We start from the raw sequence: 15,729 nt of genomic DNA on the forward strand, positions 1-15,729 counted from the left end.
CACCGAGATCATCTCCACATGCAGATCGGCCCCAAGCTCGGCTGATGCGCGTCGGTGCCGGCCGGGGCGACCTGTGGTCGTCCGGCCGGCACCGGTGGCGGGAGGTTCGTCCGGACTACTTACGACCCTTGCCGCAGCCCTCGCTGAAGACCGGTTCACCGTGCTTGATGCCCGCGAAGAACCAGCAGTGGTGGTGGCGGTCCTTGTGGTCCTTGCCGTGAGCCAGGGTGGCGCTCGCACCGCCCATGACGATGGTGGTTGCCAGGGCGCTGGCGGCGATCGCGGCGCGGATGCGCATGTCTGCTCCTCAGGAGGATCAAAGGGGTGTATCGATCCATTCAGGAATCACCTTCGCGCCATCCGCCAAAACCTGACTCCCCGTCAATTGCGCGGGTCGGAGTAACGGCCGGTGGCGGGTGCGCCGGTCGCCGCCGTGGTCAGCTCACTCCTTCCGTCGCCCGCCCGGCCGGCCGGGGTACGGGGCGGGCGCTCGGGCGCAGGCCGAACGCCACCAGTGCCACGGCCACGGCGAGGGAGGCGGCCAGTACGGCGAAGCCGGTCACGCTGGAGCCCGTGGTGTCGGTCAGCCAGCCGACCAGATAGGGGCCGGCGAAGCCGCCGAGGTTGCCGAGCGCGTTGATCAGCCCCATGGCGACGGCCACCACCTCGAAGCGGAGCAGCTCGCCGGGGATCGCCCAGAAGGGGCCGTACGGAGCGTAGACCGCGGCCGCCGTCAGACACAGCAGCACCATCCGCGGCAGCGCGCCGTCCACGGCCTGACCCAGCAGCAGGGCCGCGATGCCCACGACGAGGGGGACGGCCACCGCCCGGCGCCGTCTGCCGGTGCGGTCGGACCACGCGGCGTTGGCGATCATGACGGCGAGTGCGACGGTGAAGGGGATCGCGGTGAGCAGGCCGACCTCGGTGGACGATCCGTCGTGGGTCAGCTCCTTGATGACCGACGGCAGCCACAGGTTGAAGCCGTAGAAGCCGGTGATCCAGAAGAAGTAGACGCCGATGAGCACCAGGACCGGCCGCTGCTTGACCGCGTCGCGGTACGAGCCGCTGCCCGCCGGCGGCTTGGCGGCCTCGTCGGCGGCGATCGAGCGCTCCAGGTGCTCGGCCTCGGCGCGGGAGATCCACCGGGCCTGCGCGGGCCGGTCGGCGACGGTGAACCACCACACCACCGCCCACACCAGGGGCGGCAGGCCCTGCAGCACCAGTACCCAGCGCCAGCCGGTGTGGTCGAGCATCCAGCCGGACAGCGGTGCCATCAGGACGGAGGACAGCGGCAGGCAGGCCATCCACAGTGCGTTGGCCCGGGCGCGCTCGCGCAGCGGGAACCAGGACGCGAGCAGGATGAGGACGGCGGGCCAGACGCCGCCCTCGAAGAAGCCCAGCACGAAACGGGCCACGTAGAACTGCGACTTGGTCTGTACGAGCCCGGACAGCGCGGCGGCCAGCCCCCACGCCACCATCAGCAGCAGAACGGTCTTCCGGGCGCTCCAGCGCTGGGCGAGGAGCGCGGCCGGGATCTGCAGGAACACATAGCCGAGGAAGAAGACCCCGCCGACCAGGCCCTTGTCGGCGTTGGACAGCTCCAGATCGCCGTGCATGTACGGGAGGATGACGGAGACGTTGTTCCGGTCGAGGTACGCCAGCATGTACATGACCGCGGCGACGGGGATGACGTACAGCCAGCGCTTGGCGGGGGTGGCCGACGGGGCGGACTGCGGCGTCGGGTCCGTCATCGGGCGGCCGCCGTTCCGTAGGTGGCGCGGATCCGGTCGGTGAAGCGGCTGAACTCGGCGGCGGCGCGGAAGGCGGCGGCCATCGTGCCGTGCGAGGCGCGGCCGCTGCCCGCGATGTCGAAGGCGGTGCCGTGGTCGACGGAGGTCCGCAGGACCGGCAGGCCGACGGTGACGGAGACCGTCCCGTCGAAGTCGACGGTCTTGGCCGGGATATGGCCCTGGTCGTGGAAGTGGGACAGCACGCCGTCGAAGCGGCCTTCGAGGCCCTGGTGGAAGACCGAGTCGGCGGGGATCGGCCCCACGACGCCGAGGCCCTCGGCGGCCGCCTTCGCCACGGCCGGGCGCAGGGCGGTGATCTCCTCGTCGCCGAAGTGGCCGCCCTCGCCGCCGTGCGGATTGATCGCGGCGACCGCGAGCCGGGGCTCGTCATGGCCGAACACGCGCAGGGCGGTGACCGCGTGCCGGATGGCGTCCGCGACCCGGTCCTCGGTGATCTGGTCCAGGGCCTTGCGCAGGGCGAGGTGCCGGGTGGTGAAGAAGATCTTGAGGCCGCGGACCACGAACATGGTGTCGAAGTGCGCGGCGCCGGTGAGTTCGCCGAGCATCTCGGTGTGGCCGAGGTGCTGCGAACCCGCGGCCCAGATGGCCTCCTTGTTGATCGGCGAGGTGACGATGCCGTCGACCTCGCCGGCCAGCGCGGCACGGGTGGCCGCCTCGATCGCGGCCACTGCGGAGCGGCCCGCCACCGCGTCGACCCGGCCCCAGGGGAGGTCGGCGGGCGCGATGCCGAGGTCGAGCACATCGATGGTGCCCGGCTCGAACCGGGCCTCCCCGGGGGCGCCGACCGCGCGGACCTCGACGTCCAGACCGCATACCGCGACGGCACGGCGCAGTACGGCGGCGTCGCCGACGGCGAGCCCGCGGCCGAGTGCGGTGGTCGCCGGGTCGGCGAAGGTACGGGCGGTGATCTCGGGGCCGATGCCGACGGGGTCGCCGAGGGTGACGGCGAGGAGGGGCAACGGGCGGTCGGGGGCGGTCGGGTGGCCGGTTGCCGGCTGATGGGTGGTCATGGGCTCGCCTTTCGCGGTGCGGTGTTCACGGGCGCGCAGGGGGTGGGGGTGGGAGTGGGTTCCGGGGTGGGTGGAAGGCCCGAGGGCCCGGGATCGTCCGGCGGTTGAGGGGGCCCCAGGCGGGTGGGTCCAGGCGGGTGGGTCCAGGCGGGTGGGTCCAGGCGGGTGGGTCCAGGCGGGTGGGTCCAGGTGGCGGTCAGATGGCGCTCGGCGTGGCGCGGAGGGTGTGCCGGGTACCGGCCGCGCGCAGGTGTTCCAGGCAGTCGCGGGCGGCGTCGGGGCCGCCTATCAGGCCGCCCTTCGTGGCGAAGGGCAGTCCGTCGTGCGGGCCGCCGACCAGGTGCCCGGCGACGGCCAGCGGCAGCACCTCGGTCTCGATGGCGAAGCCGTCGGCGCCCAGCGCCGAGGTGACGGCCGCGGCGACGTCGCCGCCCGAGGCGTACAGCCCGCCCGGGCGCAGCTCGGCGACCGCCCGCCGGGCCACCTCGGCCAGACACCGCAGGATGCGCGCGGCGGTGCCGGGGTCGCAGGCCGGCGCCGCCCCGGTGGCCCCCGTCACCGGGGCGGGAACCACCCGGACGCCGAGCACCGTGGCGTGCTCCTGCGCCGCCGCCCGTAGAGCCGCCAGTACCCGGTCGGGGTCCGGGTCGGCGGGGTCGAGGTCGGCCCAGCGGGCGCCAAGCGCCGTTTCCGTACGGGCGAGTTGGGTGTGGGTGCGGTCCGTGGCGCTGCCGACGACGGCGAGGACCCGGACGGGTGCGGCGCCCTCGGACCGCAGTCCCAGCTCGGTGGCGAGGGCGGCGCCGAACGGCCCGGAGTCCAGCGCGACCCAGCGGATGTGGTCCTCGGCGGCAAGCCGGGCGGCGGCCGCCGCGACCGTTTGCAGATGGGCGTTCTCGGTGGCGTCGCACACCATGACCTCCGCCCCGTTCGCCCGCAGCGCCGCGGCCACCGCCTCCGGACCGCGCTCGACCACGTCCAGCGCCAGCTCACCCGTGGTGCGCCGGCTCTGTGCGCCCAGCACGGCCGCGACCCGCGAATGCCGTACGGGGTCGAAGGGGTCGCAGGCAACGGCCGTTCGGGTCAGCGGGACGCCGTCGACGAGGTGCAGACCGCCGACCGTGGTGCGGCCGGCGTCGGGGAAGGCGGGGACCGCCAGCGTCCGGATCCGGGCCGAGGGCTCACGGGCGGCGAGGGCGTCGAGCACCGCGTCGAGTTCGCTGCCGGGGTTGCCGCGCAGGGTGGTGTCGACGCGCTTGACGATCAGGGGTGCCGCACCCGCCGTCTCGGCGACGGCGCGGACGGCGGCGTAGGCGCGGGCGGGGGGCCAGTGACGGGAGGCGGTGTTGACGACGAGGACGTCCACCCGGTCCGCGTAGCGCTCCCATTGGCTGATCGCGCTGATGGTGACGGCCCGCAGGCCCCGTCGTGCGTAGAGCGCGCCGGTCGCATTGCTTCCGGTGAGGTCGTCTCCGATGACGAGCACCTGGGCCATGAGGCCTCCTCACGAAGTGACTGAACCACGCATTCTTAATTGCATGGTCCACGCAATATGCGCACTCAGGGTGGCCAGTGGCGCCACACGCTGTCAAGGGGTGCGCACCGACCACCCCGCGTCCGCGAACGCCCCCAGCCGCCGCTCCCCACCGCCGCAGATCAGCCCCGTACCGGCCGGCATCGCCGCCCAGTGCGGGAAGCCCGCTCCTCCGCCGATCTTGGAGTGGTCGGCGAGCACCCAGGCGGCCCGGGCGCACTCGGCCATCGTCTCCTTCAGGGCGGCCTGTTCGAGGTCGGGGCAGTTGATGCCGCGCCGGGGGTCGAGGCCGTCGACACCGAGGAAGGCGACGTCCGGGGTGAGCCGGCGCAGCGCCTGGTCGGTACGGGTGCCCAGGAGCGCCTCGTTGGGCCGCCGCAGCCGCCCGCCCAGCACCACGACCTCGACCTCCGCGTCCGCCAACTCCACAAGCGCGGCGAGCCCGTTGGTGACGACGGTGACGTCGGTGCGGTGGCGCAGCTCCTGTGCCAGCCGCGCGGTGGTGGTGCCGGCGTCGAGGAGCACCACATCGCCGCTGCGGACCAGTGCGGCCGCGGCGCGGGCGATGGCGTCCTTCTCGGTGCGCCGGGTGCGCTCCTTGTCGTACCGGGTGCGCTCCACCGCGCGGTGGTCGACCGCGCCGCCGTAGGTGCGGGTGATCCGGCCGAGCGCCGCCAGTGTCGCCAGATCACGGCGGACCGTGGACAGCGAGACATCGAACTCGCCCGCCAGGTCGTGCACGCTGATGTCGCCCGCCCCGAGCAGCTCGACCATCCGCTCCCGGCGGCGTCGGGTGGCCGAGCGTTCCCCACTGGTCACGTCACTCTCCGCCTCTCAAGTTGCGCGATTCACGCAACTTGAGATTAACAGTCGCAGAGATCGGCCCGGAAGCAGTCGGTGCCCGGGGCCGGTGTCCGCCGTCAGGCGAGCACCTTGGCCTTGGCCTTCTGGAACTCCTCCTCGGTGATGTCCCCGCGGTTCTTCAGCTCCGCGAGCTTCGCCAGGGAGTCCTCGGGCCGGATGGTCTTGCCCTCCGCCCTGGCGGTCTCCCGGATGTAGTCCCGCAGCTGCCTCTGCTGCCGCTGGGCCAGCGCGACCTCACGTTCGCTCAATCCGCGGCCCCGCGCCAGCACATAGACGAAGACGCCGACGAACGGCAGCACGATCACCAGGACAAGCCACCCCGTTTTGACCCAGTTGTTGATGTCCTGGCTGCGGAAGATGTCGCCGACGATCCTCACCAGCAGGAACAGCCACATCACCCACAGGAAGATCAGGCACATCGTCCAGAAAGCGTTGAGCAGCGGGTAATCCATCACGGCCTCCTTACTGCTGCGAGCCGTGCCCTCACCTCACAGCATCCTCGCCGTCGGCCGCCGCCGCGAACAGACCGCCGTCGGCGAGCGCCTGTTCCGTCCAGATGACCTTGCCGCCCGCCGTGTAGCGGGTCCCCCAGCGCTCCGCCAGCTGCGCGATCAGGAAGAGGCCGCGGCCGCCCTCGTCCGTGGTGGCGGCCTGCCGCAGATGCGGTGAGGTGCTGCTGCGGTCGGAGACCTCGCAGATCAGGGAGGTGTCGCGGATCAGCCGTACGCGGATGGGGCCGGAGGCGTAGCGGATGGAGTTGGTGACCAGCTCGCTGAGGATCAGCTCGGTGGTGAACGCCTCGTCCGCCAGCCCCCAGTCGATGAGTTTGCGGACCGCGGCCGCCCGCACCTGCGCCACGGCCGACGGGTCCGGAGGCACGTCCCAGTCGGCGACGTGTGCGGCGTCCAGCACCCGGGTGCTGGCGACCAGCAGCGCGATGTCGTCGCTGGGGAGTTCCGGCAGCAGCGCTCCCAGCGCGGCCTCGCAGGTCTCCTCCGGTGTCCGCTGGGGATGGTCGGCGAGGGTGCTGCTGAGCAGCTCCATCCCCTCGTCGATGTCGCGGTCGCGGTCCTCGACGAGCCCGTCGGTGAACAGGACCAGCCGGCTGCCTTCGGGCAGTTCCCGCTGCCAGGACTCGAAGGGCATACCGCCGAGCCCGAGGGGCGGACCGCCCGGCACCTCGGCGGTCTCCGCGGTGCCGTCCGGCCGCAGCACCAAGGGCTGGACGTGGCCGGCGCGCGCCATCGTGCAGGTCCCGGACGCCGGGTCGTAGATCGCGTAGAGGCAGGTGGCGCCGGTGACCCCGGCTCCTTCGGCGCCCTCGGATCCCTCGTCCTGGTCGATACGGGTGACCAGCTCGTCGAGGTGCCAGAGGATCTCGTCGGGCGGGAGGTCCAGATTGGCGAAGTTGTGGACGGCGGTGCGCAGCCGGCCCATGGTGGCGGCCGCGTGCAGGCCGTGCCCGACGACGTCGCCGACGACCAGCGCCACCCGGGCGCCCGGCAGCGGGATGATGTCGAACCAGTCACCGCCGACGCCGCCGAGTCCGCTGCGCCCGGCCTGCGCGGGCAGATAGCGGTAGGCGGCCTCGACGGCGTTCTGTTCGGGCAGCGCACGCGGCAGCAGGCTGCGCTGCAGGGTGACCGCCATGGTGTGCTCGCGGGTGTAGCGGCGGGCGTTGTCGATGCTCACGCCGGCGCGGGCGACCAGTTCCTCGGCGAGGGAGAGATCCTCCTCCTCGAACGGCTCGGGCTCCTGCGAGCGCCAGAACATGACCACGCCCAGGATGACGCCGCGGGCCCGCAGCGGTACGGCGATCATCGAGTGGATACCGTGCGCGACGATCTGCCGGGCGCGCGGGGGATTGTGCAGTTGCCAGCCGGAGAAGGCCGGCAGGTCCGCTTCGAGGACCGCCTCGCCGCTGGTGATGCCGGCACCCACGGAGGTGGAGGGCTCGAAGCGGATCGGGCTGCCGACGGGGTACAGGCCGCTGTCCGGCGGAATGCCGGCCGCCGCGGTGCGCCGCACCTCGATGCCGGCCCCGGCGAAGACCGCCGGCTCCTCGCCGGTCAGCACGTCCTCGGCCAGGTCGACGGTGACGATGTCGGCGAACCGGGCCGCGGCGAACTCCGCCAGCTCCTCGCAGGTGCGCACCACGTCGAGGGTGGTGCCGATCTCGGTACCGGCGTCGTAGAGCAGCTTGAGGCGCCCGCGGGCCACATCGGCCCGGCCGGTGACCGCCCGCAGCTCGGTGGTGTCCCGCAGCGTCGTGACGCTGCCGGGCGGCCCGCCGGCCTGGTCCGTCGAGCGCTGGTTGACGGCCAGCAGCCGTTCGCCCACCGGGTGCACCTCGTCGGTGACGACCCGGCCGGAGGCGAGCAGTTGGGCGGTGGCCCCGTCGAGTCCGAGGTCGGCGATCTGGCGTCCTTCGACGTCCGGCGGCAGATCCAGGAGCCGGCGTGCCTCGTCGTTGGCGAGCAGTACCCGGCCGTCACCGCCGGCGATGATCACGCCTTCGCGTACGGCGTGCAGCACCGCGTCGTGGTGCTCGTACATGCGGGTCATCTCGGCGGGCCCCAGGCCGTGGGTCTGACGACGCAGCCGCCGGCTGACGAGCGCGGTGCCGCCGGTGGTGAGGACGAGGATGCCGGCCGCGGCGCCGAACAGCAGCGGGAACTGGTCGTCGACGACGCCGCTGACCTTCTTGATGGTGATGCCGGACGAGACCAGTCCGATGACCTTGCCGTCGCGGCCGAAGACCGGCACCGTCGCCTGGACCAGGGGTCCTATGGTGCCGACGATCTTCTCGGTGACCACAGCGCCGGACAGCGCCGGTTTCAGCGTGCCGACGAACTTCTTGCCTATCCGGTCGCTGATCGGGTGGGTGTAGCGGATGCCCTTGGTGTTCATCACGACGATGAAATCGACGCCGGTGGCCTTGCGGGCGGCCTCGGCCCGCGGTTGCAGTACGGCGGTCGGATCGGGGCTTTGCAGCGCCGCCTCCATGCCGGGCGCATGGGCGAAGGACTCGGCGACGGCGACCGATCGGTGGCGGGCCTCGCGTTCGGAGTCGGTCCGGGACTGCAGCACGAGCGCCGCCATGGCGGCGGCGACCAGCAGCACCACGATCGCCACCTGCAGGAGAAAGACCTGACCTGCGACAGTTCGCATCCTGAGAACCGAACGCGGGCGGCCGTAGCGTCCGGCCATGTCCTCTTTCTACACCTCCCGCATACGGTGGGCGAGCCGCGCACTGCGGAGCGCAGCGGCCCCTGGGCCCGTGTCGCATCGGACGTCCTCACGGGCTGTTCGAGGATCGTCCCGTGATCTGGGGCCGGACGCCAGAGGGCGGAAAGACCCTCGGGTACGTTTTACTGACGCACATATGCGAACGTCCTCGACGAAGGGGACAAACGCGCCGGTCACCGCCCGGCATCGGACCAGGAACAAATCGCCCAGGTTCTGGATTGTGCATGTAACTCTCCCCACAGGTTTGAACTCCTGCCGGGCGGAGGTGTGCCGGTCCGGTCATCCGGGCCCCGGCACAACGTGCCTGGTCAGCACGGTCCGCCGGTGGCCGGATGGCGTCGGAGAAGCCCCGGTGAGGCGCACCTTGCCGCCCTATGGGCCGGCGATGCGGTATGAGACGTTCTTGGGCATGCATGTTCCAGAGGAGATCCGCGCCGAGGCGGCGGGGCTCATCGACCACCACGCGCTCGGGCTGTGGAAGCCGCACGACGCCGACCGGCGCATCGCCGTGGCGCTCTTCCGCTTCCTCGAAACCGGTGTGCCCCTCACGGGCGGGCAGGTCCGCTCCGCACTGGCGCACGCGGAACCGGCCGACGGGGCCAGCGAGCGGCTGCTGAAGCTGCTGCGCGGGACCGCCGGGCTGCTCGACGACGCACCCGCGGCCGACTCCCCCACGGGGCGGGACGCCGTCGACCACGTATGCCTGCTGCTGGACGCGCTGGCGCTCTCCCACCCGTCGGAGCGGTAGCACGCGAGCCCGCGGCGTGACGGCCCCGCCATGGGGCCGGGCAGCCGCGTCTTTGCGCCACTGCGTCTCTGCGCCCCTCGCATCTCCGCGCACCTCTGCGCACCTCGTAGCTCGCGCCTCGTACCTCTGCGCACCTCGTAGCTCGCACCTCGGGACCTCGTAGCTCGCCGCTCGCACCTCTACACCCGCCCACCCCCCGTAGGGGGGTGGGCGGAGGGGAAACAACAGGAGGGCGGGGAAACAGGAGGCCGAGGAAACAACAGGCCGACGAAACAGCAGGCCGAGGAAACAGCAGGCCGAGACAAGAGCGGGCCGAGGGCAAGAGGAAACCAGAGGGCGAAGAAATCAGGACACCAGGCAAAGCCCGCCCGGACAGCTGCTCCGGGCGGGCTTTGCCTTGTTCTTGTACGGCTGAGAGGTGTACGGCTGAGGGGCCGGCCGAGGCCCCGGTTCGGTCCGCGGGGGACGGCTCCCGGCCCGCGCGGAGCCATCCGCCCCCGCCAGGGACCTACCGCCCTTCCGCGGGCACCACCGCGGCCGAGGGCTCCCCCGCCACGGCCTGTCCGTCCTCCGGGACCGAGATCACCCAGTGCGTCTCCTGCCGCGGGCGCAGGTAGCAGGCCCAGTACAGCGCGGCGGCGACGACGATGGCCCCGGTGATGACCAGGCTCTTGGTGCTCTGCTGGGTCAGCACCCAGGCCAGCGCCACGACGAGGAGCGCCGGGACCGTCGGCCACAGCGGCATCCGCCAGGCCGGCCGGTGCTTGTGCTCGCCGCGGCGCGAGACCAGGGCGCCCAGGGCGACGAAGACGTACATCGCGGCGACGGCCACGCCGGTCACCTCGCTGAGGGTGTCGAGGTTGACGAAGCACAGGGCCGCGCCGGGGACGCCGACGACGAGGGTGGCCGCCCACGGCGAGCCGAACCGGCGGCCGACGTGCGAGAAGGCACGGTTGACCGGGGCGGGCCAGGCCGCGTCGCGGGCCGAGGAGAAGACCACCCGGGAGTTCTGGATCACCATCACGATCGCCGCGTTGATGATCGCCAGGGCGATGCAGAGGCTGACGAAGGTGCCGATGCCGGAGTTGCTCCAGTCCTGCACCATGCCTGCGACGTCACCGGCGCCGAGGGTCTTGAGGTCGGGGGCGCCAAGGGTGATCGCGATGACCGGGATCAGGACGACGGCCGCACCGATGGCGAGGGTCCACAGCACCGTGCGGGAGACGTTGCGGCGCGGGTTCTCGATCTCCTCGGCGAGGTACACGGCGGTGGAGAAGCCCTGCAGGATGAAGAGCGCGGTGGCCAGGCCCGTGACGATGAGGCCGGCGGTGACGGCGCTGCTGTGCCCGTGTCCGGCGTCGATGACGGGGTGGACGAGCACGGACGCGGAGCGCTGGGTGTGGCTGAAGCCGAGGAAGGCGACGACCGCGCAGGCCACGACCTCCAGCACGAGGAAGATGCCGGTGATCCAGGCGTTGGCGCGCAGGTCGAGCAGGCCCATGGCGGTGGCCAGCAGCATCACGCCGGCGGCGGTGTACTGCGGATCCAGGTGGACGATCGGCGCCAGATAGTCGGCGGTGCCCAGGGCGATGATGGGCGGCACGATCATGACGACGATCAGCGAGAGGATGAAAACCAGCCACCCGGCGAGGCGGCCCATGAGGGTGCCGACCATGGCGTACTCGCCGCCGGAGCTCGGGATCAGCGTGCCGAGCTCGGAGTAGGTGAAGGCCACCCCGATACACAGCAGGCCCGCGATGGCAATGGTGAGCGCGGTGCCGGTGCCCAGGCTGGCGAACGAGTCCGGCACGATCACGAAGAGCGAGGAGGCCGGGGTCAGGCAGGAGAGCGTGAGCAGCGTGCCGCCGACCACACCGATCGACCGGGTGAGCTTGGGTCCGTTGGCGGTACCTCCCTCCGCCGCGCTACGGGTGTCCCGCTCGGGGGCTGCGGAGGCAACAGGTGTGTAGGGCATATCGGCTATCCGTATCCCATCGGTCCGGCGGCAGAAGGGGGCACTGTGGGGGAAGTGCGCCAAAACGCGGTGCAGACCTGGCGAGACGCAGGCGCCGTTTTGGTGACCGAATAAAACCCCCGCGTCCGACCCACGTCAAGGTCTTGTTAAGCCCGTGAGACAACGAAATCCGTAGGTGTTGAGCCGGTTGGTGGCCCGTATCCATATCCACGCTGCGGCATAGAAGCGGATTTCGCGGCCGGAGTGGGCGGGGCGGGGTTCCCGCGGGGGCCGCCCGGCGAGGCCGCCGAATCCGTAGCGGGCCCCGCGAATCCGCAGCCGCCCCGCGGCCGGGGCGGGCGTCCGGCCCGCCTCACTCCTCCAGCGCGTTCACCCGGGCGATGAGCAGGGCGACGTCGTCGTGACCGTGTTCGTCACGCAACGCGCTCAGGAGGCGGTCGCACAGGGCCTCCGGGTCCGGCCCGGGCTCGGCGAGCAGGGTGAGCAGGGTGTCCAGGCGGATGTCGATGGCCTTGTCGCGGGTCTCGATCAGGCCGTCGGTGTAGAGCACCAGGTAGTCGCCGTCGCGCAGCGGAACCGTGGTCTGCTCGAAGGGGACCCCGCCGACGCCGAGCGGGGCGCCGGTGGGCAGGTCGAGCAGCTCGGGCGGCTGGCCCGGCCGGACCAGCACGGGCGGAAGGTGTCCGGCGACGGCGATCCGGCACAGGCTGCGGTGCGGGTCGTAGACGGCGTAGAGGCAGGTGGCGAAGGCCGGATCGAGGCCGCCGGCGATGTGGTCGAGGTGGCGGAGCACCTCGGCGGGGTCGAGGTCGAGGTCGGCCAGCGCACGGATGGTGGTGCGCAACTGGCCCATGGTGGCAGCGGCGTTGATACCGCTGCCCATGACGTCGCCGACCACCAGCGCGGTCTTGTCGCCGGCCACGGGGATGGCGTCGAACCAGTCGCCGCCGACCTCACTGGCGGCCTGGGCGGGCTGGTAACGGTAGGCGATCTGCATGGCCGTGGGCTGCGGCGGCCGGTGGTTCATCAGATGGCGCTGGAGGGTGAGCGCGGTGCGGCGTTCGCTCTGGTACGAACGGGCGTTGTCGATGCACACCGCCGCCCGCGCGGCCAGTTCGACGGCGAGCACGGCGTCGTCCTCGTCGAACGGCTCGGGATTGCGTACGCGGTAGAGCGACAGCGCGCCGAGCACCTCGCCGCGGGCGATCAGCGGCACCGCCAGATAGGAGCGCAGTCCGGCCTGCTTCAGGAAGGCGGCGCCCTGCGGGCCCGCCGCGATGCGCCGCAGGTCGTCGTCGTCCACATGGGCGACGATGACCGGACGGGCCTCGGTCACGCAGCGGGTGATCAGCCGGTCGGCCTCGTAGGAGGCGATCTGACCGGTGGGGTCGGCGGCGCGGACGGCGCCGGTGTCGTAGGCCGTGGACACCGCGAGCGCCCGGAAGCGGGCGGGGCCGCCGCGGGACAGCACAGAGGGGCGCCGGCCGTCGAGGATCGCGTCGAGGACGTCGACCGCGGCCATGTCGGCGAGTTCGGGCACGATGACGTCGGCCAGCTCATGCGCGGTCTGGTCGACGTCGAGGGTGGTGCCGACGGTCGCGGAGGCGTCGGCGATGAGGGCGAGGCGGCGGCGGGCGCGGGCGGCCTCGGTGGCGGCCCGGTGCTGCTCGGTGATGTCGACGACGGAGGTGGCCAGCCCCAGCACCCTGCCGTGGGCGTCCTCCAGCCGGTAGTACGAGACCGACCAGGCCTGGTCGGCGTGGGGGTCGGCCGCGGTGCCGCCGACGGTGAACTGGTCGAGCAGCGGCCGGCCGGTCTCCAGGACCTCGTGCATCCGGGCCACGATGACGTCGGTGTCCAGAAAGGACAGCGCCTCGCGGACATGGCGGCCGATGTGCTGGTCGGCGGGCAGGTCGTTGATGCGTTCCAGCGCCGGGTTGACCATGACGAAGCGGAGTGCGGTGTCCAGCACCGCCAGGCCGATCGGCGACTGGGCCACCAGCCGTACCGACAGTGCCAGATCCCGCTCGACCCGCCGCAGTACGGCCTGGTCGGTGGCGATGCCCAGCGCGTAGGTCCGGCCGCGTTCGTCCAGCAGGCGCATGTTGCGGAATTCCACGAGCCGGGTGCTGCCGTCCTTGTGCTGGATGGGGAAGACCCCCGCCCAGCTCTCGCCGCTGGACATCACCTGGGAGAACAGCCGCAGCACCAGGTCGATGTCGTCGGGCCCGACCAGCAACTGGGCGGCCGGCCGGCCGAGCGCCTCCTGTGCGGTCCAGCCGAAGAGCTGCTCGGCCTGCGGACTCCACAGGGTGATCCGCCCCTCCGCGTCCAGCATCACGGCGGCCACGCCCAGCACGTCGAGCAGGCCACCGGGCTGCCCCGGTGCAGCCCCGACCGGGGCGGCGCCCTCGGGGAACGCGTCGGTCGCACCCATCCAGGCACTCCTTCCGCCGGTCTCCGCTGACCGACAGCCGTGGCGCTCTCCGTACATCGGCCGATTCTCGCCGTGTTTCCGATGCCCTCCATCATCCCTCGACACGGGACGGCCCCGCAGGGAGAGCGAGAGCCGCAGGGCAAGGGCGTCCCATGCGCGAGGGAGCATTATCCGCCGCTGCTCCCAGGCCTGCGACCGAGTTGGCGATATTCAGTGCGAATATTCCGGCCGGGCTTGGCGACGAGGCACACCGGCCGGTGGCCGTGCGCCACAAGGGTCGGGGGCACGGTGGCCGACTGCGCAACACCCGTGCTTCACGCTCCGACTTGGAGATGTCGATCTCCAGCGACTACCCTACCTTTAGTTGCCTCTAGCAACTAACTATCGGTATCGCACCCGGCGACGACGGTGACCGCGTCCGCCGGCGTCAGGAGGAAGCCCGACATCATGTCCATCACCGACCGGACATTCCGCACCTACGTGGAGGAGAACCTCGATGCCCTTAGCTCGAACCCGGCGCGCGAAGCCCTGGTCCACCAGGGGCGCCGGGTAACCGCAGGCGAGTTCCGCGCCCTGGTGCACCGCATGGCGCGGGCACTGCGCGCCCGGGGCGTCGAGCGCGGGGCCACCGTCACCCTGCTCAGCGGCAACCTCCCGGAGACCCTCGCCGCCCGTTACGCGGCCAACCTGATCGGCGCCCGGGTCAACCACCTCTACAGCAAGCTGTCCGCCGAGTCCCAGGCCCACATCGTCCGCGACGTCGAGACCCACGCCCTGATCGTCGACCCGCGCTACGCCGAGCGGGCCGCGGAGGTCACCGAGTCGGCGCCGGTGCCGGAGGTCCTGGTACTCGGCCCCGCGAAGGTGGGCACGGACCTGCTGGAGCTGGCGGCCGGGCAGTCCGACGAGCCGTACGCGAGCCTGGCCCGGCCCGACGACGTGTGCACCATCCGCCACACCGGCGGCACCACCGGCCACCCCAAGGGCATCTGCACCACCTTCGAGCAGGCCCGCTGGTTCCGCGGAGTGCTGGCGGAGCAGCCGGAGTTCGAGCGTCGGCAGCTGGTCTGCACGACCCTCGCGCACGCCGCGGGCGCAATGGCCGACAACACGCTGTACACGGGCGGCACGATCGTCCTGCTCGACGACTTCGACCCCGAGACCGTGCTCGCCGCCATCGCCCGCGAGCGCATCACCGACATGTTCCTGCTGCCGCCGCTGCTCTATCAGCTGATGGACCATCCGTCCGCGCGGCACACCGACACCTCCAGCCTGCGGCTGGTGACGTACGGCGGCTGCCAGGCGTCCCCGGCCCGCATAGCCGACGCGGTGCGCATGTTCGGTCCGGTGCTGCTGCAGGGTTACGGGCAGAACGAGGCGGGCGGCATCAGCGTGCTCACCCCGGAGGACCACGACCCGGACCGCCCCGACCGGCTGCGCTCCGCGGGGAAGGTGCTGGCCGACGTCGAGGTGGTGATCCGCGACGAGTCGGGACGCGATCTGCCCGCCGGCGAGCACGGCGAGGTCTGCGTCCGCTCCGACATGATCATGAAGGGGTACTGGAAGCAGCCCGAGCTGACCGCCGAGGTGCTGCGGGACGGCTGGCTGCACACGGGGGACATCGGATTCCTGGACGACGAGGGCTACTTGACCATCGTCGACCGGATCAAGGACATGATCGTCGTGGTCGGCGGCCATGTGTACACCACCGAGCTGGAGGACGTGCTGAACTCGCACCCGCAGGTCCTCCAGAGCGCCGTCTTCGGCGTCCGTGACGCCCACCGCATGGAGCAGGTGCACGCCGTGGTGGTGCCAGAGCCCGGCAGCACCGTCGACGGACGGCAGCTGCGCGAGAAGGTGCGCCGGGAGCGCGGTGCGATGTACGAGCCGGCCCGGATCACCTTCGTCGACGCGCTGCCGCTGACCGATGCCGGGAAGCCGGACAAGAAGGAGCTGCGCCGGCAGGCCGAGCGGGAGGTCGACGCCGCCGCCTGACGACGTTCGGGCCGGGGGGGGGGGGGGGGGGGGGGGGGGGGGGGGGGGGGGGGGAAGGGGGGGGGGGGGGGGGGGGGGGGGGGGGGGGGGGGGGGGGTCTTTGGTT

General features: G+C 72.0%; 11 protein-coding genes. 2 read left to right on the plus strand and 9 right to left on the minus strand.

Features of this window, described 5'->3' with window-relative positions; translation table 11 throughout:
• Positions 1-115 precede the first annotated feature (115 nt).
• The 7 genes from ACZ5XZ_RS23660 to ACZ5XZ_RS23690 all read right to left on the minus strand — a co-directional run bounded on the left by ACZ5XZ_RS23660 (position 116) and on the right by ACZ5XZ_RS23690 (position 8,429).
• Positions 116-298, minus strand: a complete 183-nt coding sequence (locus tag ACZ5XZ_RS23660) for a hypothetical protein (RefSeq protein ID WP_384437209.1) — start codon at positions 296-298, stop codon at positions 116-118.
• Positions 299-437: 139 nt separating this feature from the next.
• Positions 438-1,751, minus strand: coding sequence for an MFS transporter (locus ACZ5XZ_RS23665; RefSeq protein WP_468981176.1), 1,314 nt, complete (start codon positions 1,749-1,751; stop codon positions 438-440).
• Complete coding sequence (gene pdxA, locus ACZ5XZ_RS23670) at positions 1,748-2,821, minus strand: 4-hydroxythreonine-4-phosphate dehydrogenase PdxA (RefSeq protein WP_468981179.1); 1,074 nt, start codon at positions 2,819-2,821, stop codon at positions 1,748-1,750. Before pdxA ends, ACZ5XZ_RS23665 begins: the two co-directional genes overlap by 4 nt.
• Before the next feature lie 196 nt (positions 2,822-3,017).
• Positions 3,018-4,316 (minus strand): four-carbon acid sugar kinase family protein, encoded by a 1,299-nt coding sequence (locus tag ACZ5XZ_RS23675; RefSeq protein WP_468981181.1) that lies wholly within the window; start codon positions 4,314-4,316, stop codon positions 3,018-3,020.
• A 93-nt stretch (positions 4,317-4,409) separates the two neighbouring features.
• The gene (locus tag ACZ5XZ_RS23680) at positions 4,410-5,174 is read right to left on the minus strand and encodes a DeoR/GlpR family DNA-binding transcription regulator (RefSeq protein WP_468981184.1); all 765 of its coding nucleotides are present in this window, start codon (positions 5,172-5,174) and stop codon (positions 4,410-4,412) included.
• 101 nt (positions 5,175-5,275) lie between these two features.
• The gene (locus ACZ5XZ_RS23685) at positions 5,276-5,671 is read right to left on the minus strand and encodes an SHOCT domain-containing protein (protein ID WP_468981186.1); all 396 of its coding nucleotides are present in this window, start codon (positions 5,669-5,671) and stop codon (positions 5,276-5,278) included.
• 31 nt (positions 5,672-5,702) lie between these two features.
• Entirely contained in the window at positions 5,703-8,429 is a 2,727-nt protein-coding gene (locus tag ACZ5XZ_RS23690) for a SpoIIE family protein phosphatase (RefSeq protein ID WP_468981187.1), read from the minus strand.
• A gap of 448 nt (positions 8,430-8,877) precedes the next feature.
• Between ACZ5XZ_RS23690 and ACZ5XZ_RS23695 the strand changes: the two genes are divergently transcribed.
• Complete coding sequence (locus ACZ5XZ_RS23695; RefSeq protein ID WP_468981189.1) at positions 8,878-9,216, plus strand: hypothetical protein; 339 nt, start codon at positions 8,878-8,880, stop codon at positions 9,214-9,216.
• A gap of 508 nt (positions 9,217-9,724) precedes the next feature.
• Here the strand turns inward: ACZ5XZ_RS23695 and ACZ5XZ_RS23700 are convergent.
• Complete coding sequence (locus ACZ5XZ_RS23700) at positions 9,725-11,191, minus strand: APC family permease (protein ID WP_468981191.1); 1,467 nt, start codon at positions 11,189-11,191, stop codon at positions 9,725-9,727.
• A 352-nt stretch (positions 11,192-11,543) separates the two neighbouring features.
• Positions 11,544-13,628, minus strand: a complete 2,085-nt coding sequence (locus ACZ5XZ_RS23705) for a SpoIIE family protein phosphatase (protein ID WP_468981193.1) — start codon at positions 13,626-13,628, stop codon at positions 11,544-11,546.
• 447 nt (positions 13,629-14,075) lie between these two features.
• Between ACZ5XZ_RS23705 and ACZ5XZ_RS23710 the strand changes: the two genes are divergently transcribed.
• The gene (locus tag ACZ5XZ_RS23710) at positions 14,076-15,623 is read left to right on the plus strand and encodes an AMP-binding protein (protein ID WP_468981196.1); all 1,548 of its coding nucleotides are present in this window, start codon (positions 14,076-14,078) and stop codon (positions 15,621-15,623) included.
• Positions 15,624-15,729: the final 106 nt, after the last annotated feature.

Source organism: Streptomyces sp. NPDC033270, from assembly GCF_055576575.1.